Origin of the sequence: Frigoribacterium sp. CFBP 8754 (genome assembly GCF_014841815.1) — a bacterium.
Classification (GTDB): Bacteria; Actinomycetota; Actinomycetes; order Actinomycetales; family Microbacteriaceae; genus Frigoribacterium; species Frigoribacterium endophyticum.
Map to the genome: position 1 here is coordinate 558,577 of NZ_JACYUO010000001.1, position 19,276 is coordinate 577,852.

15 protein-coding genes are annotated in these 19,276 nt (G+C 74.1%); 12 read left to right on the forward strand and 3 right to left on the reverse strand.

Annotated features, from left to right (window positions below):
* Positions 1 to 10: 10 nt before the first annotated feature.
* On the reverse strand, positions 11 to 577 hold the full coding sequence (rsmD, locus tag IFT72_RS02590; protein ID WP_056053533.1) for a 16S rRNA (guanine(966)-N(2))-methyltransferase RsmD: 567 nt from the start codon (positions 575 to 577) through the stop codon (positions 11 to 13).
* Positions 578 to 707: 130 nt separating this feature from the next.
* Between rsmD and IFT72_RS02595 the strand changes: the two genes are divergently transcribed.
* The 11 genes from IFT72_RS02595 to smc all read left to right on the forward strand — a co-directional run bounded on the left by IFT72_RS02595 (position 708) and on the right by smc (position 16,423).
* The gene (locus IFT72_RS02595; protein WP_192045487.1) at positions 708 to 2,414 is read left to right on the forward strand and encodes an acyl-CoA dehydrogenase family protein; all 1,707 of its coding nucleotides are present in this window, start codon (positions 708 to 710) and stop codon (positions 2,412 to 2,414) included.
* A 60-nt stretch (positions 2,415 to 2,474) separates the two neighbouring features.
* Positions 2,475 to 4,700: an ATP-dependent DNA helicase RecG gene (locus IFT72_RS02600; protein WP_371741140.1), complete on the forward strand. Its 2,226-nt coding sequence runs from the start codon at positions 2,475 to 2,477 to the stop codon at positions 4,698 to 4,700.
* A 111-nt stretch (positions 4,701 to 4,811) separates the two neighbouring features.
* Positions 4,812 to 5,294 carry a pantetheine-phosphate adenylyltransferase gene (gene coaD, locus IFT72_RS02605; protein ID WP_056053542.1) on the forward strand — a complete coding sequence of 161 codons (483 nt, stop codon included), beginning with the start codon at positions 4,812 to 4,814 and terminating at the stop codon, positions 5,292 to 5,294.
* Between the two features lie 93 nt (positions 5,295 to 5,387).
* A complete protein-coding gene (locus tag IFT72_RS02610; RefSeq protein WP_056053545.1) occupies positions 5,388 to 6,419 on the forward strand; it encodes a MoxR family ATPase in 1,032 nt (343 codons plus the stop codon).
* A 17-nt stretch (positions 6,420 to 6,436) separates the two neighbouring features.
* The gene (locus IFT72_RS16570; RefSeq protein ID WP_192045488.1) at positions 6,437 to 7,720 is read left to right on the forward strand and encodes a DUF58 domain-containing protein; all 1,284 of its coding nucleotides are present in this window, start codon (positions 6,437 to 6,439) and stop codon (positions 7,718 to 7,720) included.
* Entirely contained in the window at positions 7,713 to 9,983 is a 2,271-nt protein-coding gene (locus IFT72_RS16575) for a DUF3488 and transglutaminase-like domain-containing protein (protein WP_192045489.1), read from the forward strand. The genes IFT72_RS16570 and IFT72_RS16575 overlap by 8 nt, the downstream gene beginning before the upstream one ends.
* A gap of 11 nt (positions 9,984 to 9,994) precedes the next feature.
* Entirely contained in the window at positions 9,995 to 10,582 is a 588-nt protein-coding gene (locus IFT72_RS02625) for a DUF177 domain-containing protein (RefSeq protein WP_371741142.1), read from the forward strand.
* An 82-nt stretch (positions 10,583 to 10,664) separates the two neighbouring features.
* Positions 10,665 to 10,868 carry a 50S ribosomal protein L32 gene (rpmF, locus tag IFT72_RS02630; protein WP_043593937.1) on the forward strand — a complete coding sequence of 68 codons (204 nt, stop codon included), beginning with the start codon at positions 10,665 to 10,667 and terminating at the stop codon, positions 10,866 to 10,868.
* Between the two features lie 64 nt (positions 10,869 to 10,932).
* On the forward strand, positions 10,933 to 11,631 hold the full coding sequence (rnc, locus tag IFT72_RS02635) for a ribonuclease III (protein WP_056053555.1): 699 nt from the start codon (positions 10,933 to 10,935) through the stop codon (positions 11,629 to 11,631).
* A 3-nt stretch (positions 11,632 to 11,634) separates the two neighbouring features.
* A complete protein-coding gene (gene mutM, locus IFT72_RS02640) occupies positions 11,635 to 12,621 on the forward strand; it encodes a bifunctional DNA-formamidopyrimidine glycosylase/DNA-(apurinic or apyrimidinic site) lyase (protein WP_192045490.1) in 987 nt (328 codons plus the stop codon).
* 118 nt (positions 12,622 to 12,739) lie between these two features.
* On the forward strand, positions 12,740 to 16,423 hold the full coding sequence (gene smc / locus IFT72_RS02645) for a chromosome segregation protein SMC (RefSeq protein ID WP_192045491.1): 3,684 nt from the start codon (positions 12,740 to 12,742) through the stop codon (positions 16,421 to 16,423).
* A gap of 111 nt (positions 16,424 to 16,534) precedes the next feature.
* On the opposite strand, the gene IFT72_RS02650 is transcribed toward smc, so the two are convergent.
* Positions 16,535 to 17,116 (reverse strand): histidine phosphatase family protein, encoded by a 582-nt coding sequence (locus IFT72_RS02650; RefSeq protein WP_056053564.1) that lies wholly within the window; start codon positions 17,114 to 17,116, stop codon positions 16,535 to 16,537.
* Positions 17,117 to 17,188: 72 nt separating this feature from the next.
* On the reverse strand, positions 17,189 to 18,199 hold the full coding sequence (locus IFT72_RS02655; protein WP_056053566.1) for a TerC family protein: 1,011 nt from the start codon (positions 18,197 to 18,199) through the stop codon (positions 17,189 to 17,191).
* 192 nt (positions 18,200 to 18,391) lie between these two features.
* Between IFT72_RS02655 and ftsY the strand changes: the two genes are divergently transcribed.
* On the forward strand, positions 18,392 to 19,261 hold the full coding sequence (ftsY, locus tag IFT72_RS02660; RefSeq protein ID WP_056053569.1) for a signal recognition particle-docking protein FtsY: 870 nt from the start codon (positions 18,392 to 18,394) through the stop codon (positions 19,259 to 19,261).
* Positions 19,262 to 19,276 lie beyond the last annotated feature (15 nt).

The following is a 19,276-nucleotide window of genomic DNA, read 5'->3' on the forward strand; positions in this document are numbered from 1 at the left end:
TGCCTGGTGCTCAGTCGCGGACGGCGAACCAGACCGTCGTGTCGCCGTACTTCTTCCGCACGTCGAGGCCGAGCCCCGTCGGCCAGGTCGGCTCCCCGTCGCGCGAGGCGCGCTCGACGACGACGAGGGCCCCGTCGGCGAGCGACGGCAGGAGGGCCTCCAGGTCGCCCGCGAGCTCCGTCGCGGAGACCTCGTAGGGCGGGTCGAAGAAGACGAGGTCGACCGGGGCCGCGCTGCCGACGAGGTAGGCGCGCACGGGCATGGCGACCACGTCGACCCGAGGTGCCCGGCCGCTCGGGGCGCGCCCGACCACGGCGTCGACGTTCTTCCGCAGCACGCGGGCGGCCGCCGGCGCCTTCTCGACGAGAGTGACGGTCGCCGCGCCGCGCGACGCGGCCTCGAGGCCGAGCCCGCCGGTGCCGGCGTAGAGGTCGAGCACGCGCCGACCGGCGATCTCGTCGCGGGCGTCGAGCGACGAGAACAGCGCCTCGCGCACCCGGTCGCTCGTCGGGCGCGTGCCCGTCTTGGGCACGGCGAGGGTCAGGTTGTCGGCGAAGCCGGAGATGATGCGGGACACACGGCCATCCTGACGCATCGGCCAGGCGGTTCGAGCAAGTCGACAACGCGGCGGCGGCCCGGCCGGTGAGCGGTCGTGGAGGTGGCACAAGGCGTTTGGCGGTCGAGGTCGCCGCGGGCACGATCGGCCCATGACCAGCGTCGACCGCACCGTGAGGCCCTCGTTCACCAAGTCGTTGTTCGCGGGGCGGATCGCCTCCGAGCTCGTGCTGCCCTACCCGCACATGGCGCCGGAGGAGGCGGCCAGGGTCGAGGCCGCGGCCGCGACGGCCCGCGAGGTGCTCGCCGGCTACGACCCGCTCCGCGCCGAGCGCGAGGGCTGGGTCGGCGACGACACGATCCGCGAGCTGGGCGACCGCCGCCTGACGGGCCTCTTCGTCGCCGAGGAGTACGGCGGCCTCGGCCTCGGCCAGAGCGCGTACTGCCGGGTGATGGAGGAGTTCGGCCGGGTCGACGGCACCCTCGCCACGGTGATGGGCGTGCACCAGTCGATCGGCACCAAGCCCCTGCACCTCTACGGCACCGACGACCAGAAGGCCCGCTGGCTGCCCGACCTCGCGAGCGGCCGCAAGCTCGCGGCCTTCGTGCTGACCGAGCCGAACGTCGGCAGCGACGCCTACGCGCTCGAGACCCGCGCCGAGCGGCAGCCGGACGGCAGCTGGGTGCTGAACGGCGAGAAGCGCTGGATCGGCAACGGCGACAAGGACGTCCTCACCGTCTTCGCCCGCAGCGAGCTCGGCCACGTCGCGCTGGTGGTCGAGAAGGGCGCCGAGGGGCTCAGCACGGGCCCGCGCTTCGAGACGCACGGCCTCAAGGCGAACCACCTGCAGCGCGTGCACTTCACCGACGTCCGGGTGCCGGCGGAGAACCTGCTGGGCGAGCCCGGCGACGGCTTCCGCATCGCCATGAACACCCTCAACAACGGCCGCATGTCGATGGGCACCGCGATCTCCGGCGGCATGAAGCGCTTCCTCCAGCTCTCGGTCGAGCACACGGAGTCGCGGCGCCAGTTCGGCCGCCCCCTGGCCGACTTCGAGATGGTCGGCGACAAGCTCGCCTGGATGACCGAGCAGATCTACGGCGTCGAGTCGATGTCGTACCTCACGACCGGTCTCGTCGACCGGGGCGACACCGACTTCGCGCTGGAGTCGGCGATGACGAAGGTCGTCGCGAGCGACACGGGCTGGTTCGCGCTCAACCGGGCGGTGCAGCTGCACGGCGGCGAGGCGTACATGGAGGGGCACCCGCTGTCGAAGGCCCTCCGCGACTTCCGCATCTTCCCGATCTTCGAGGGGGCGAACGACGTCATGCGCGCGTTCGTCGCCCTCAACGGCCTCAAGGCCCTCAGCGAGGAGCTGCCCGACGTGGCGTCGCTCCGCATCGGCGAGCCCGCCCGGGCGCTCGGCGTGCTCGCGCCCTACGTGGCGGGGCGGGTGCAGCGGCGCATCTCGCCGGAGCGGCCGGTCGGCGTGCACCCGTCGCTCGCCCGCAGCGCCGCGGCCGTGGGCGAGCAGGTGTCGCAGCTGCGCGAGCGGGCCGAGGCGGCCCTCCGCCGGCACGGCCGCCACGTGCAGGAGAAGCAGCTCGTCCAGAAGCGCCTCGCCGACGCCGCCTCCGGCGTCTACGCGCAGATGGCCGTCCTCTCCCGCGCGACCACCAGCCTGCAGGAGGCGCGGCCCGGCTCCGCCGACGAGCGTCACCTGGCCGTCGGGTTCTGCAAGCGGTCGGCGCGCGAGGTCGCCCGGCAGCTGCGGGCCCTCGAGGTCAACGACGACCGGCACGTGACGGCGCTCGCGGAGTCGACCCGCGCCTCCGGCGGGTACGCGGTCGCGCTCTGACGCCGTCGCGCCGTGACTCGGCGCTCCGACGCTGTCGGGGGCGGGCGCTAGCGTGGTGGGGTGCCCGACTCCCCGCTCGACGCGTCGCCCCTCGACGCCTCGCTCGCCGGTGCCCTCGGCGGGCGGACGGCGCAGGCGATGCAGAAGGCCTTCGGCCTCCGCACGGTCGGCGACCTTCTCTCGCACTACCCGCGGCGCTACGCCCGGCGCGGCGAGCTGACCGCGCTCGACCAGCTGCCGCTCGGCGAGTCGGTGACGATCGTCGCTCAGGTGCTCGACGTCCGGGAGCGCACGATGCGGGCGCGGCGCGGCTCGATCCTCGAGGTGCGCATCGGTGACGGCCAGGGCATCCTGACCCTCACGTTCTTCAACCAGGCGTGGCGCGCGAAAGACCTCGTGCCCGGGGCCCGGGGCATCTTCGCGGGCAAGGTCGGCGACTACCGGGGCCTCCGCCAGCTGGCGCACCCCGACTACGAGCTCTTCGACGCGTCGCACGAGGCCGTGGCGGGCGTCGGCGACGCCGAGGCGCAGGCCTGGGCGAAGCAGCCGATCCCCCTCTACCCGGCCAGCGCCTCCGTCGCCTCCTGGCAGGTGCAGCGCTCGGTCGAGCTGGTGCTCGACACGCTCCCGCCGATCGACGACCCGGTGCCGGCCGCGGTGCGGGCCGAGCTCGAGCTCGTGTCGCTGCGCGACGCGTACGAGCTCGTCCACCGGCCTGAGAAGGACCGAGACCATCTGCGTGGCCGCGACGCGCTGCGCTTCCAGGAGGCCTTCGTGCTCCAGGCCGCCCTGCTGCAGCAGCGTGCCCTGCTGCGCACCGCCCCCGCGACGCCGCGCGTGGCCGGGCCGGACGGCCTGCTCGCGCGCTTCGACGCCGCGCTGCCCTTCGAGCGCACGGCCGACCAGGTGCTCGTCGGCTCCGAGATCAGCCGTGACCTCGAGGGCGACGTGCCGATGAACCGCCTCGTGCAGGGGGAGGTCGGGTCGGGCAAGACCCTCGTGGCGCTCCGCGCGATGATCGCGGTCGCCGAGAGCGGCGGCCAGTCGGCCCTCCTCGCGCCGACCGAGGTGCTCGCCGCCCAGCACCTCCGCTCGGTGGTGCGCTCGCTCGGTCCCGACCTCGCGGCGCGGCTGCGGCCCACCCTGCTCACCGGGCAGATGTCGACCGCCGAGAAGAAGCGCGCGCTGCTGTCGATCGTCAGCGGGCAGTCGCACCTCGTCGTCGGCACGCACGCCCTCCTCAGCGAGGCCGTGGGGTTCTACGACCTCGGCCTGGTCGTCGTCGACGAGCAGCACCGCTTCGGCGTCGAGCAGCGCGAGGCCCTGCGACAGAAGGGCCGCACGCCGCCGCACGTGCTCGTCCTGACGGCCACGCCCATCCCGCGCACGGTGGCGATGACGGTCTTCGGCGACCTCGACGTCTCGACCATCACCGAGCTGCCCGCGGGCCGTCAGCCGATCGAGTCGTTCGTCGTGCCGCTGGCCGACCGGCCCGGCTGGCGCGACCGCGTCTGGCAGCGCTCGGCGGAGGAGGTCGCGAAGGGCCGCCAGGTCTTCGTGGTCTGCCCCGCCATCGACGCGGCCAGCGTCGAGGCCGGCGAGGAGGCGCCGGTCGACGACGCACCGGAGGGCACCTCCGAGGGCGCTCCCGAGGGCGCCGTGCCCGCCCCCGAGCGAGCGAGCGTCGAGGGCGTGCTCGCCCTCGCCCGGTCGCTGCCCGTGCTCGCAGGCGCCCGCGTCGAGCCCCTCCACGGCCGCATGTCGGCCGACGAGAAGGACGACGTCATGCAGCGCTTCGCCGCCGGCCTGATCGACGTGCTCATCGCGACGACCGTCATCGAGGTCGGCGTCGACGTGCCGAACGCGTCGACGATGGTAGTGCTCGACGCCGACCGCTTCGGGGTGTCGCAGCTGCACCAGCTCCGCGGCCGCGTCGGGCGCGGCGGGCACCCGGGCCTCTGCCTCCTCGTGACGCACGCGGCCCCCGACACGGTCGCCCGCGAGCGCGTCGAGGCGGTCGCCGCCACGCTCGACGGGTTCGAGCTCGCCCAGGTCGACCTCGAGCTGCGGCGGGAGGGCGACGTGCTCGGCAGCCTGCAGTCGGGCGGCCGGTCGTCGCTCCGCCTGCTGCGGGTCGCGACCGACGGCGACCTGATCTCGACCGCGCGCGAGCACGCCGCGGAGGCGCTCGAGGGCGACGCCGCGCTGTCGGGGCACCCGGCGCTGGCCGCCGCCATCGCCCGCCGCCTCGACGACGCCGACCGCGAGTACCTCGCGAAGAACTGACCGGGCGGCCGTCCCCGTCCGCCGACCGGCCACGTCGGGCCCCGGCCGACGTCGCTCCGAGTTCGCCGGAAGGCCCCCGGGAGCGACATCTGCACGGGCTAGGGTGTGCGGATGAACAGGATCGCCGTCGTCCCGGGGTCGTTCGACCCGGTCACCCTGGGTCACGTCGACGTGATCGCCCGGGCCGCCCACGTCTTCGACGAGGTGCACGTGCTCGTGGTCCACAACCCCGACAAGTCGGCGCTGCTGCCGCTGCCGAAGCGCGTCTCGCTGCTCGAGCGGTCGCTCCGCGAGGCGGGTCTCCCGCCGTCGGTGACGGTGCACAGCTGGAGCGTCGGCCTGCTGGTCGACTACTGCACCGAGGTCGGCGCCTCCGTGCTCGTCAAGGGCATCCGGTCGCAGGTCGACGTGGCCTACGAGACCCCGATGGCGATCATGAACCGCAGCCTCGCCGGCGTCGAGACGGTCTTCATGCTGCCCGACCCCGCCCACGCCCACGTGTCGAGCTCGCTGGTGCGCCAGGTCGCGGCCCTCGGCGGCGACGTCGCCCCGTACGTCCCCGCCAGCGTCGCCGAGTACCTCGCGGCCACCTGACCCACCCGCACGGCAGCGTCGCCGGCCCCCGGCCCGTCCTCCCGTGCGACCCGACCACCCCGCACGCCCGCCCGACGCCCTCCGGGAGAGACCATGAGCACGACCAGCGACACCCGACCGTCCGACCGTGCCCTGCGGGGCGACGGCGACCTCGACGTGATGCCCCTGCCCGAGGTGCAGGCCGCCGCGCGCCGGATCATGGAGGCGGTGGCCACGGTCATCGACGGCAAGGACGGCGCGATCGGCACGGCCCTCACCGTCCTGCTCGCCGAGGGGCACCTCCTCATCGAGGACGTCCCCGGCGTCGGCAAGACCCAGCTCGCCCGCGCGCTCGCCAAGGCCGTCGACGCCCGGGTCACGCGCATCCAGTTCACCCCCGACCTGCTGCCGAGCGACATCACGGGCGTCTCGATCTACGACCGCGACCGCGGGGGCTTCGAGTTCACGCCCGGCCCCGTCTTCGCCAACGTGGTGATCGGCGACGAGATCAACCGCGCCTCCCCGAAGACGCAGTCCGCCCTGCTCGAGAGCCTGGAGGAGCGGCAGGTCACGGTCGACGGGGTCACGCACCCGCTGCCCGACCCCTTCCTCGTCGTCGCGACCCAGAACCCGGTCGAGATGGAGGGCACGTACTCGCTGCCGGAGGCGCAGCGCGACCGGTTCATGGCCCGGATCTCGCTCGGCTACCCCGACACCGAGAGCGAGCTGCGCATGCTGCAGCAGCGCGAGCGCGTCAGCCCGCTCGAGAAGGTGCGGCCCCTCGTGTCGCTCGACGAGCTGCGCCGCATGATCGCGGCGGTGCGGACGGTCTACACGGCCGAGCCGGTCGAGCGCTACGCCGTCGACGTCGTCCAGGCGACGCGTCGCCACCCCGACGTGCGGCTCGGCGCGAGCCCCCGCGCGACGCTGCAGCTCATGCGGGCCGCCAAGTCGTGGGCGGCGCTCAACGGCCGCGGCTTCGTGGTGCCCGACGACGTCGACGCGATGAGCGGGCCCGTGCTCGGCCACCGGATCATCCTCGCCGGGCGCGCCGGGGCCGGCGCGGTGTCGGCGGCGTACGACGTGGTGGCCGACGTCGTCGCCTCGACCGACGTGCCGCTCGGCGACACGGCCGGCCGACGCTGACCGTGGCGCGCGGGGGAGTGCCCACGCCGACGCGGCGCGGCGCGGTCGTGGTGGGCGCGGGGCTGCTGCTCGCCGTCGCGGGCGCGCTCCTCGAGTCGCCGCCCCTCGTCTTCGCCGGCGTGGCGCTCGTGGCCCTCGTGGTCGCCGTCGTCCTGTCCCTGCTCGTCCGCGGGGTCGACGTCGTCGTCGGCCGCCGGTTCACTCCCTCGCGGGGCGTGGCGGGCTGGTCGGCGGTCGAGACCCTGACGGTGACGCCCCGCTCCGGGCGCCCCCAGCAGGCCGCCCTGCGCGACGAGGTGCCGTGGGGCCGCGCCCGCCGCTCGGCGGCCGTGCCCGTCACGCTCGAGCCGGGGCGCACCTCCACCGTGACCTTCCGCCACCCGGAGCTGAGCCGGGGGCGGCACCGCGTCGGCCCGCTCCACGTCGAGCTCGTCGAGTCGTTCGGCGTGGCCCGACGCCGCGTCGTCGCGCCCGGCACCGCCGAGTTCGTCGTCGTGCCCGAGGCCGTCGACCTCGGCCTCGCGCGCGAGTCGAGGTCGCTGGGCGACGGCGCCCGGCGCCAGCACGAGCACAGCCTCTCCGGCGGCGAGGACGACCCGATCACCCGCGAGTACCGCCGCGGCGACCCGCTGCGCCGCGTGCACTGGAAGGCCACGGCCCGCCACGGCGACCTCATGGTCCGGCAGGAGGAGCAGCACGGGCTGCCGAGCGCCCGCCTCGTGCTGGCGCTCGGGTCGGTCGGCTGGTCGGACTCCGTCTCCGCGTCGGGCGTCGCGAGCGCCGACGCGACGGGGGCCGACGTCGCCCGCAGCGACGCATTCGAGTGGGCGCTGTCGGTCGTCGCGACGCTCGGGGTCGAGTGGGGCCACGCGGGCTCCGTCGCCGTGCTCGGCACGCCGGGGGGCAGCCTCGTGGCGCGCCACGACCCCGACGCCACCGGCGCGTGGCTCGACGCCCTGGCCGACCTCCAGCTCGACGACGCCAGCGACTCCCTCGCGCCGCCGCCCGCGGCCCGGGAGCCCGTCACGGCGGTCGTCTCGGGTCTCACCCGCTCCGAGCTCGACCAGCTGGGCCGCTCCCGCGCGGCCGGGTCGACGGCCGTCGCGCTCGTGGTCTCGCCGACGCTCAGCTTCACCGCCGTGGGCGGCGGGGCCGGCCCCTCGTCGACGGAGCCCACGGCCGTCCTGTCGCCCGAGGCCGTCGCCGCGTCGCTCCGCGAGGCGGGCTGGCGCGTCGTGGAGGCCACGCCGACCGAGCCGGTCGGCGACGCCGTGCGTCGAGGCGGGCTGCTCCGTGGCTGAGTCGCGGCGGTCCCGGCGCACAGGGGGCGAGCCGGAGGGCGCTCGCTGGCCCGTCGTCGCCCTCGTCTGGCTCGTGCTCGTCGTCTCGCTCGCGAGCCTGTCGTCGCTCTTCCTCGGCGTGGGCTGGTGGTTCGCGGGGGCGGGCGTCTCCGCTGTCGTGCTCGGCGCCTCCGGCCTCGTCCGCTCGCTCCGCGGCTCGCCGTGGCTGGCCTGGCTCGTCGGGCTGCTGGCCGGCACGGCGACCGCGACGGCGATCGTCTCGGGCGGCACCGCCGTGCTCGGCGTCGTGCCGACCGCCGCGACCCTGCAGCGGGTGCGCGACCTCAGCGACCAGGCGGCCCTCACCATCTCCGACGGCACCGCCCCGGTGCCCGTCGACGACGGCGTGCTCGCGACCGTCGTGGGCGCGGTGCTCGTCGTCTCGCTCCTCGTCGACCTGCTCGCCTCGGTCGGCCGCCTCCCCGGCGCGACCGGGCTCTTCCCGGCGGTCGTCCTCGCCGTCCCGGCCTTCGTGCCGACGGCCGAGACCCGGTGGCCCTGGGTCGTCGCGACCGTGCTGCTCTACCTGCTGCTCCTCATGGTCTCGTCGGGGCGCCGGCCGACCCCGGCCGGAGCCGTCGGCGCCGTCGCCGCCGTGGCCGTCGCCGGCCTCGTGACGAGCCTCGTGCCCCTCGGGGGCGTCTCGCCCCTCACCGGCGTCGCGTCCGGCACGGGCCTCGCCACGGGCGTCAACCCGATCATCGACCTCGGCGACGACCTCCGCCGCGGGGCGCCCGTGAGCGTCCTCACCTACCGCTCGTCCGACGAGCAGGGCACGTACCTCAAGCTCGTCGACCTCGTCGACTTCTCCGGCCGCAGCTGGAGCCCCGCCGACGTCGAGCTCGACCCCGACGCCACCGTCGACGTCCTGCCCGAGGCGCCCGGGGTCGACGCCGACACCACACGGCGGGCGGTCGAGACGCGGGTGACCATCGGCGTGCTCCGCAGCCCGTACCTCCCGGTGCCCGTGCCGCCGACCGAGATCACCGGCATCGACGACGGCTGGTCGGTCGTCGACGAGTCGGGCGTCACGGTGCGGAGCGACGACGAGAGCACGCAGGGGCTCGAGTACACCGTGCGCAGCCGCCCCGTCGACCCCACGGAGGAGGAGGTCGTCGCGACCCTCGGCGACGCACCGGCCGACATGGCCCCCTACCTCGCCGTCGAGGGGGTGCCCGCGACCGTCACCGAGCAGGCGGCCGCGGTGACAGCCGATGCCGCGAACCCCTTCGACGCGGCCGTCGCCCTCCAGGACTGGTTCCGCGACGGCGACTTCACCTACTCGGAGGAGACCCCGGTCGACCAGGGCTACGACGGCAGCGGCCTGGACGCCGTCGAGACGTTCCTGCGCGTCCGGAGCGGGTACTGCGTGCACTTCGCCTCGGCGATGGCCGTGATGGCCCGCACCCTGGGCATCCCGTCCCGCGTGGCGGTCGGCTTCCTGCCGGGGGAGTCCACCGGCTTCGCCGACGACCAGGAGCGCACGGTCAGCAGCGACGACCTGCACACCTGGCCCGAGCTCTACTTCCAGGGCCTCGGCTGGGTGCCGTTCGAGCCGACCGTCGGGCTCGGCCGCCCCCAGTCGTTCCTGCAGGAGACCGGCGTCGAGCCCACCGCGGCGCCCAGCGATCCCGCCGAGGCCTCGCCGACCCCCACGGCGGAGGCGCCCGCGACCACCGGCCCCGACGCGGCCAGCGCCACCCCCAGCGACCCCGCCCGGGCGGCGGGGTCGTCCGGCAACGCCGCGGTGGCCGTCCCGGGCGGCCTGGCCGCGCTCCTCGTGCTCCTCGTGCTGGCGCTCGTCGTCCCCTCCGGCCTGCGGGCCGGCCGTCGACGTCGGCGGCTGGCCGCCGAGCCTCCCGACGCCGCGCTCCTGGCCTGGCAGGAGGTGCTCGACACCGCCGACGACCTGCGCCTCGACGTCCCGCGCTCGGCGACGCCGGGGGCGGCGGCCGAGGTCCTGGCCGCCCACCTGGGCGGCGGGCTCGGCGGGCGGCGCCGGCACGGCTCCGAGGAGTCGCGGGCCGCGCTCGACCGCGTGGTGACCGCCCTGACGACCGAGCGGTTCGCCGGCCGGCCCGCGGAGGCCGACGTGGGCAGGGACGCGCGTCGCGTCGTCGACGCCCTCCGCGCCTCCTCGACGCCCCGACGCCGCGCCGCGGCGCTCCTCGCGCCGCGCTCGCTGTGGGCGAGCACGGGCGCGCGTCGGCCGCGCAGAGCGTAAACTCTCCCCTCGTGCCTCACTTCACCCCCACCCCCTACACGCTGACGGTGTACGACCTGCTGCACCGCGCAGGCGAGATGCGCGAGCACACCGTCGACGTCACGGTGCCCGAGAAGCTCGGAGAGGGCCCGGTCGCGGTCGCGACCGGTGCCGCCCTCGAGCTCGACGTGCGCCTCGAGGGCCTGCACGACGGCATCCTCGCCTCCGGGCACGTCTCCTCGACGGCCACCGGCGAGTGCAGCCGGTGCCTGCGCGCCATCGAGCAGCCCGTCGAAGTCGATTTCGCCGAGCTTTTCGCGTACGCTATCGACGAAGCTTTCGACTATCAGGTTCAAGACGATCACGTGGATCTTGAACCCGTGGTGAGAGACGCAGTGGTTCTGTCACTGCCCTTCCAGCCGGTGTGTCGGCCGGATTGCCCTGGACTCGACCCGGTGACGGGTGAACGTATCGAGGACATCCCCGACTACACGCCTCATGAGAACGTCGATCCCCGGTGGTCGGCCCTCGCGGGGTTCCAGGCTGAATCGGCACCTGCCGACGGCGAGCCAGCGAGCCCGGGTCACCACGACCGCGGTGAGCAGGGCGAGCAGCACTAGCACCACCGCGTCAGCACCACGCGCGTCACCACCACGACAGACCAGGCACCCGCGAGGGCGCCGCAACAGAGAAGAGAACCTCATGGCCGTTCCCAAGAGGAAGCAGTCCCGCTCCAACACGCACGCCCGCCGCTCGCAGTGGAAGGCCACTCCCGTGCAGCTCGTGAAGACCATCGAGAACGGCAAGGTCACCTACAGCCTCCCGCACCGCGCCAAGGTCGTGGAAGACAGCGCCGGCACCGCCCTGTACATGGAGTACAAGGGCCGCAAGGTCGCCGACGTCTGAGCACGTCGAGCGTGACCACGTCCGTCTTCGAGGTCTCGAAGTGACGTCCACGAGGGATCAGCCCGTGTCGAGCGCCAGCGCCGACCGGGCTGATCTTCTGTCACGCCTGCAGATCGACGTCAGCGACGAGCTGATCGACCTCGCCCTGACGCACCGCTCGTACGCGTACGAGCACGGCGGCATCGGCAACAACGAGCGCCTCGAGTTCCTCGGCGACTCCATCCTCGGCCAGGCCGTCACGGTCATGCTGTTCACCGAGAACCCCGACCTCGACGAGGGCGAGCTCGCCAAGCGGCGGGCGAGCCTCGTCAGCACGGTCGCGCTGGCCGAGGTGGCCCGCAACATCGACCTCGGCCGGCACCTGCGCCTCGGCCGGGGCGAGGAGCTCACCGGCGGCCGCGAGAAGCACTCGATCCTCGCCGACACCGTCGAGGCGATCATCGGGGCGACCTACCTCGACGCCGGCGCCGACGCGGCGACGGAGTTCGTCCTGCGCCTCGTGGCGCCGCTGCTCGTCGACCCCGACCGCTTCGGCGCCGCGATGGACCCGAAGACGAGCCTGCAAGAACTGGCGGCCTCGCTCGGCCTCGGCGCCCCGTCGTACCACCTCACCGACAGCGGCCCCGACCACGACAAGCGGTTCCACGCCATCGTCCGGCTCGGCGCCGACGACGTCGCGACGGGCCACGGCAGCAGCAAGAAGCAGGCCGAGATGGCCGCCGCGCTCGACGCGTGGACCCGGCTCAGCGCCGGGGCTCGCTGACCCGTGCCGGAGCTCCCCGAGGTCGAGGTCGTCCGCGCCGGCCTCGCACCGGTGGTCGCCGGCGCCGTCGTCACCGACGTCGAGGTGCTCGACGACCGGTCGCTGAAGCGGCACCGCGGCCCCTCCGACGACTTCGTCGACCGCCTCGTGGGCGGCACCCTCGACGCGGCGGTGCGCCGGGGCAAGTTCCTCTGGTTCCCGTTCGAGCCCGCGGCCGTGCATGACCAGCCGCTGGCGCTCGTGGCGCACCTCGGCATGAGCGGCCAGGTGCTGCTGCGCGAGCGCGACGCCGAGCCCGACCGCCTGATGCGGGTGCGGCTCGACGTCGAGAGCCCCGCGCACGGGCCGCTGCGCCTCGCCTTCGTCGACCAGCGCATCTTCGGCTCCATGGCCCTCGACGAGACCGTCCCCACGCTCGACGGGGCGCCCGCGGGCTGGGCCGGCTCCGAGCTGCTCGGCTCCGAGCCGCTGCCGAGCGCGGCCGACGGCCGTCCCGCCGACCCGACCCGCGCCTCCTGGGAGCTCCGCGTGCCGCAGCAGGTCTCGCACATCGCGCGCGACCCCCTCGACCCGGCCTTCGACGAGGGGCGGGTGCTGACGCGGCTGCTCGCCCGGCGCACCGGCGTCAAGCGGGCCCTGCTCGACCAGGGCCTGCTGAGCGGCGTGGGCAACATCTACGCCGACGAGAGCCTCTGGGCGGCCCGCGTGCACCCCGAGCAGCCCACCGAGAGCCTGACCCGGGCCCGTGCCCGGACCCTGCTCGCCGAGGTGCGCACGGTGCTGCTCCGCGCCCTGGGCGAGGGAGGCACGAGCTTCGACGCGCAGTACGTCAACGTCAACGGGCAGTCGGGCTACTTCAGCCACAGCCTGGCGGCCTACGGCCAGCAGGGCAAGCCCTGCCCGCGCTGCGGCACCCCGATCGAGCGTGCGGCGTTCATGAACCGCTCGAGCCACTTCTGCCCCCGGTGCCAGCGGGTGCACGGGGCCTGAGGGGCGGGCCGGTGTCGGTCCCGGCGTCGTCGGTGGCCGCACCTATCCTGGGAGGCACGGGCCCCGGTCGTCGTCGGCCGTCCCGTTCCGTGACGCGCGAGACGAAGGGGGGCCCCGGGTGCACCTGAAGAGCCTCACCCTCAAGGGCTTCAAGTCGTTCGCGTCGCCGACCACCTTCGCCTTCGAGCCCGGCGTCACCTGCGTCGTCGGCCCCAACGGCTCGGGCAAGAGCAACGTCGTCGACGCGCTCGCCTGGGTCATGGGCGAGCAAGGCGCCAAGAACCTCCGCGGCGGAAAGATGGAGGACGTCATCTTCGCCGGCACCTCGACCCGGGGGCCCCTCGGCCGGGCCCAGGTCGTGCTCACCATCGACAACTCCGACGGAGCCCTGCCGATCGACTACGCCGAGGTGACGATCAGCCGCACGCTCTTCCGCTCGGGCGGCAGCGAGTACGCGATCAACGGCGAGGGCTGTCGGCTCCTCGACGTGCAGGAGCTGCTCAGCGACTCCGGGCTCGGGCGCGAGATGCACGTCATCGTCGGCCAGGGCCAGCTCGACGCGGTGCTGCACGCCACCCCGGAGGAGCGCCGGGGCTTCGTCGAGGAGGCCGCGGGCATCCTGAAGCACCGGCGCCGCAAGGAGAAGACCCTCCGCAAGCTCGACGCCATGCAGGCCAACCTGACGAGGCTGAGCGACCTCGCCGGCGAGCTGCGGCGACAGCTCAAGCCCCTGGGCCGGCAGGCCGCGGTCGCGCGGGAGGCCCAGACCATCGCCGCGGTGGTGCGCGACGCCCGGGCCCGGCTCGTCGCCGACGAGGTCGTCGGCCTCCGCGACGTGCTCGCGCGCCAGGGCCGCACCGAGTCCGAGCGGCGTGCCGAGCGGCAGGTGCTCCAGGAGCAGCTCGACCAGGCCAAGGCCCGGGAGCACCGGCTCGAGCAGGCGATGATCGGCGACGCCGTCGACCAGGCCCGCCGCGTCGCGTTCGGGCTCGAGTCCGTGCACGAACGCCTCCGCAGCCTCACCAGCCTGGCCCAGCAGCGCCTCCAGCTGCTCGCCCAGCAGAGCGACCAGCCCGCCGTCGAGACGACGGTCAGCGCGGGCATGGTCGCCGACGCGCGCGAGGAGGCCGTCCGGCTGCAGGGCGGCGTCGCCGAGGCCGAGGCGGCCGTCGCCCGCGCGGGCGCCGACGTCGCGGCGGCCCGGTCGCGGCTCGACGCCCTCGACGAGCAGATCGCGGCGCGCAGCGCCGAGGTCGCGCGGCACGACCTCGAGCTCTCGCGGCTCCGGGGCGCGGCCGACGCCGCGCGGTCCGGCCTCGCCGCCGTCCGCGGCGAGCTGCTCCGCCAGGGTGCCGCGCTCGAGGCGGCCGAGCAGCGCCTCGCCGCGGGCCGGGCGGAGCAGGAGGAGCTCGAGCGCTCGGCGTCCGGACCGGCGCCCGACCCGAACCCCGCCTCCGACCCCGCCTCCGCCGCCGACGGGGGAGCGGACGCCGTGGCTCCCCGGCCCGTCGACCACGCCGCCGTGCGCGACGAGGCCGAGCGACGCGTCGCCGAGCTCGAGTCCCGCGTCGCCGAGCAGGAGGCGCGGGTCGACGACCTGCGCGACCGACGTCACGCCGCCGAGCGCGAGCGCGACGCTCTCGCCGCCCGCCGGGCGGCGCTGGCCATGGCCCTCGACCAGGGCGACGGCTCGTCGACTCTGGTCGCCGCCGGCCGGCCCGGGGTCCGGGGCCTCGTCGCCGAGCACGTCCAGGTCGACGAGGGGTGGGAGGTCGCGGTCGCCGCGGCCCTCGGCAGCGTCGTGGACGGCGTGCTGGCCGACGACTCCGCCGCGGCCCTGGACGCGGTCGCGCACGCGGCCGACGAGGCCCTCGGCCGCGTCGAGGTCGTCGTCGCCGAGCCCGCCCGCCCCCGCGCTGACCTGGCCGTCGCCCTGCCCGACGGGGCCGTCGCCGCCGTGTCGGTCGTGACGGCTCCCGAGGGCGTGCTCGGCCTGCTCGCTAGCACCGTGCTCGCCGTCGACCTCGACGCCGCCCGCCGCGCGTGGGCGGCCCTGACGGAGCACCCCCTCCCCGTGACGGTCATCACGCGCTCCGGCGAGGTCCTCACCGACTGGGTCCTCCGCGGCGGGTCGGGCGGCGAGCGTTCGCGCCTCGAGCTCGTCGCCGACCGCGACGAGGCCGCCGAGCGGCTCGTCGGCGTCGGTGCCGCCGTCGACGACCTCGCCCGCGAGCACGACGAGGCCGCCGACCAGCTGGCGGCCGCCCGCACGGCCCTCCGCGAGGCCGCCGCGGCTGTACGGCAGGCCGCCGCCGCGGCGCGGGCGCAGGAGCAGGCCCTCGCGGCCCAGGAGCAGCGGCTCGACCGCGTGCGCGCCCGGGTCGAGGCGGCCGAGGCCGAGGTGGAGCGCCTCCGCGGCGCGCTCGGCGACGCCGAGTCGTCCGTGCAGCAGGCGGAGGCGCGGGTGACGGAGGCCGTCGCGGCCCACGACGAGCACGCCGCCCGTCCGCGCCCCGTCCTCGACGCGTCGGGGCGGGACGACGTCGTCGCCGAGGTCGAGCGTGCGCGGGGCACCGAGGTCGAGGCCCGCGTCCGCCTGGAGACCGTCCGCGAGCGGGTGCGTACCGAGGTCGCGAGGGCCGAGGGGCTCGAGCGGCGTCGTCGTCAGCAGGCCGCCGCCGCGGAGGAGCAGGCGCGGCGCACGGTGCTCCGGCAGCAGCAGATGGCGACGACCTCGGCGGTGCTCGACGCCCTGCCCCTGGTCGTCGACTCCGTCGCTCGCTCGCTGGGCGAGGCCCGCACCGACCTGGCCGCCCGGGAGGCCGCCCGCGCGGAGCAGAACGAGGAGCTCGTGGCGCTCCGGCGCGACGAGCGGGCCCTGCGGGAGCGACTGAGCTCCGTCACCGAGCACGTGCATGGCCTCGAGATGGAGATCTACGAGAAGAAGCTGCACGTCGGTCAGCTGCTCGAGCGGGCCGCGTCCGAGCTGGGGCTCTCCGAGGAGGTCCTCGTGGCCGAGTACGGGCCCGACGTGCCGGTGCCCGACGACGCCGCGCTGGCCACGGCGCGGGTGGCTGACCTCGATCCCGACGACGACGCCAGCGCCGACGCTCCCGACGACCTCCCGAGCACGCCCTACGACCGGGAGGCACAGATGCGGCGCCTCGCCGCGGCGGAGGCCAAGCTGGCCCGGCTCGGGCGCGTGAACCCGCTCGCCCTGGAGGAGTTCTCCGCCCTCGAGCAGCGGCACGCCTTCCTCGCCGACCAGCTGACCGACCTCACCGCGACCCGGCGCGACCTCCTGACCATCATCGACGAGATCGACGCGAAGATGCAGACCGTCTTCGCCAGCGCCTTCGCCGACACGAGCGCCGCCTTCGACCGGGTGTTCCCGGTGCTCTTCCCGGGGGGCAGCGGCTCGCTGACCCTGACCGACCCCGACGACCTCCTCGGCACGGGCATCGAGGTGACCGTGCGCCCCGCCGGCAAGAAGATCGAGCGGCTCTCGCTGCTCAGCGGCGGCGAGCGCTCGCTCGCGGCGGTCGCGCTGCTCATCGCGATCTTCAAGGCCCGGCCGAGCCCGTTCTACATCATGGACGAGGTCGAGGCCGCCCTCGACGACGCGAACCTCGGCCGCCTCCTGACGATCTTCCAGGACCTCCGCGAGTCCAGCCAGCTGATCGTCATCACGCACCAGAAGCGCACGATGGAGATCGCCGACGCGCTCTACGGGGTGTCGATGCGCCAGGACGGCGTGAGCGCCGTCGTCGGCCAGCGGGTCGCGGCCGAGCAGGTCGGCTGACCGACCCCCTCGGGGGCCGGGCCCCCGACGACGAGACGACCCGCGCCTCCCGGGCTCGCGGAGGAGCGGGGGAGGCGCGGGTCGTCTCGAGAGGGAGCGGGGGTCGGCCGGTCAGTCGGCGTCGGCCTCGTGCAGCGCCCCGTTGACCGTGAGCACCTTCCACGACTCGCCGTCCCACTCGACGGTGTTGGCGGCGGCGTTCTCGATGTGGGGCGCCTCGCTGCCCATGATCGCCGACAGGGTGAAGCGGATGATCGTGCCGTGGCAGACGACGACGATGCTCGCGTCGGGGCCGTCGAGGGGGAGGCGCGTGTCGCGGATCATCTCGAGGGCACCGAGGCCGCGGGCCGCCACCGACTCACGGGGCTCGATGTCGGGGTACGACTCGTTCGGCTCGTCGGGGATGGGCGAGTCCGGCACCTGGCCCTCCCGCGAGGCGTAGTCGCGCTCGATCAGCTCGTCGTACGCGTCGCCGAGCTCGATCCCGAGCTCGGACGCGATGATCTGCGCCGTCTCGCGGGCCCGACCGAGCGGCGACGACACGATCGCCGACCACGGCTCGCCCGAGAGCAGCCGTGCGGCCTCGCGGGCCTGGCCTCGACCGGTCTCGTTGAGCGGGACGTCGGACGAGCCCTGGAGCTTGTCCTGGCTGTTCCAGTCGGTCTGGCCGTGGCGGATGAGTTCGAGTCGCATGAGCGGGTGTTCCTGTTCGATCGAGGGCCGGTGCGCCGCCGCCCTCGTGGGGCGGCGGCGGAGTGACGGCGATCAGCTGTCGCTGGGCTCCTTCACCGGCACCACGACCTCGCGCTTCCCGTCTCGACGCACCTTGGCGAGACTGAGGACCGTGGCGACGGCGATCGTCGCGAGGATGAAGCTGAGGGAGAACCAGATCGGGATCTCGGGGACCCACTCGACCGGCTGACCGCCGTTGATGAACGGTACCTCGTTCACGTGCAGAGCGTGGAAGAGGAGCTTCACGCCGATGAACGCGAGGATGACCGCGAGGCCCTGGGCCAGGTACACGAGGCGCTCGAGCAGGCCCGAGATCAGGAAGTACAGCTGGCGGAGGCCGAGCAGCGAGAAGGCGTTCGCGGTGAAGACGATGTACGCCTCCTGCGTGAGGCCGAAGATCGCCGGGATCGAGTCGAGCGCGAAGAGCACGTCGGTGAGGCCGATCGCGACCATCACCAGGAAGAGCGGGGTGAAGAGGCGCTTGCCGTCGATCTTGGTGGTGAGGCGGTCCTCGACGTAGTCGGGGGAGGTGGGGATGATGCGGCGCAGGAAGCGGATGAGCTTGCTGTCGGCCTGGTCGCCCTCGTCTTCTCCGCCCTTGACCTGGCTGTAGGCGAGCCAGAAGAGGAGGAGGCCGAACAGGTAGAAGACCCACGAGAAGTTGTCGATGATCGCGACGCCGGCGGCGATGAAGAGGCCGCGCGAGATCAGCGCGATCGCGATGCCGACGAGCAGGACCTTCTGCTGGTAGATCCGCGGGACGGCGAACGCCGTCATGATGATCAGGAAGACGAAGAGGTTGTCGACCGACAGGGCCTTCTCGGTGATGTAGCCCGCGAAGTACTCACCGCCGAACGTCCAGTTCGAGAAGATGCCGACGCCCACGCCGAACAGGATCGCGATGCCGATGTAGACGGCGGACCAGATGGCCGACTCGCGGATGGTGGGCTCGTGCGGCGTGCGCACGTGGCTGTAGAAGTCGAAGACGAGGAGCCCGAGGATTCCGGCGATCGTGATGATCCAGGTGACGAGTGAGACGTCCATGCAGTTCCCTTCAGTACGCATGAATGTGTACTGAAGGTCTCTTCCACTCGATCGTCAGATGATCGAGCCGATGCACCGGGTCGAGACTGGGCTCTTCCGTATTGACGACGCACCGTGAACGGAATACTCCCCTTCAACGTCTCGACACTAGCAGGAGGTCGGTCCGCGGCCGACTGCGAATAGGCTGAGCGCATGGCTTCCCCCTGGTCCCTCTCCGGTGCACTCCGTGGCATGTTCGCGAAGAAGACGATCGACGAGACCACGTGGGACGACCTGGAGGAGGCGCTGATCGGCGCCGACTTCGGCCCCGACGTCACCGAGCAGGTCATCGACGACCTGCGCGAGAAGGTGCAGCGCTACTCGACGACCGACCCCGCCGACCTCAAGCGCATGCTCCGCGAGACGCTGGAGGAGCGCCTCTCGGCCCTCGACTCCACCCTCAAGCTCAGCGCCCGGCCGGCCGTCGTGCTGATGGTCGGCGTCAACGGCGTCGGCAAGACCACGACGATCGGCAAGTTCGCGAAGTTCCTCCGCAACTACGACCGGTCGGTCGTGGTCGGCGCGGCCGACACGTTCCGCGCCGCCGCCGTCGAGCAGGTCGCCACCTGGGCCGAGCGCGCGGGCGCGCAGATCGTCCGCCCCCAGCAGCCGGGCCAGGATCCAGCCTCGGTCGCGTTCCAGACCGTCGAGTACGCGATGCGCACCGGCGTCGAGATCGTCCTGATCGACACCGCGGGGCGCCTGCAGACGAAGTCGGGCCTGATGGACGAGCTCTCGAAGATCAAGCGGGTCGTCGAGAAGCAGACCGAGATCGCCGAGGTGCTGCTCGTGCTCGACGCGACGACGGGCCAGAACGGCCTCGCCCAGGCGCAGGCCTTCATCGAGCACGCCGGCGTGACCGGCCTGGTGCTGACGAAGCTCGACGGCTCGGCCCGCGGCGGGTTCGTCCTCGCCGTGCAGGAGCAGACCGGCATCCCGATCAAGCTCGTCGGGCAGGGCGAGGGCATCGGCGACCTCACCGGCTTCACGCCGCACGTCTTCGTGCAGAACCTCATCGGCTGACCGGTGCCCGGCCGG

Excerpts from the sequence above, each read along its gene's own strand:
- IFT72_RS02595 (WP_192045487.1), top strand. The coding sequence starts at position 708 with ATGACCAGCGTCGACCGCACCGTGAGGCCCTCGTTCACCAAGTCGTTG.
- coaD (WP_056053542.1), top strand. The coding sequence starts at position 4,812 with ATGAACAGGATCGCCGTCGTCCCGGGGTCGTTCGACCCGGTCACCCTG.
- IFT72_RS02610 (WP_056053545.1), top strand. The coding sequence starts at position 5,388 with ATGAGCACGACCAGCGACACCCGACCGTCCGACCGTGCCCTGCGGGGC.
- rpmF (WP_043593937.1), top strand. The coding sequence starts at position 10,665 with ATGGCCGTTCCCAAGAGGAAGCAGTCCCGCTCCAACACGCACGCCCGC.
- IFT72_RS02650 (WP_056053564.1), bottom strand. The coding sequence starts at position 17,116 with ATGCGACTCGAACTCATCCGCCACGGCCAGACCGACTGGAACAGCCAG.
- IFT72_RS02655 (WP_056053566.1), bottom strand. The coding sequence starts at position 18,199 with ATGGACGTCTCACTCGTCACCTGGATCATCACGATCGCCGGAATCCTC.
- ftsY (WP_056053569.1), top strand. The coding sequence starts at position 18,392 with ATGGCTTCCCCCTGGTCCCTCTCCGGTGCACTCCGTGGCATGTTCGCG.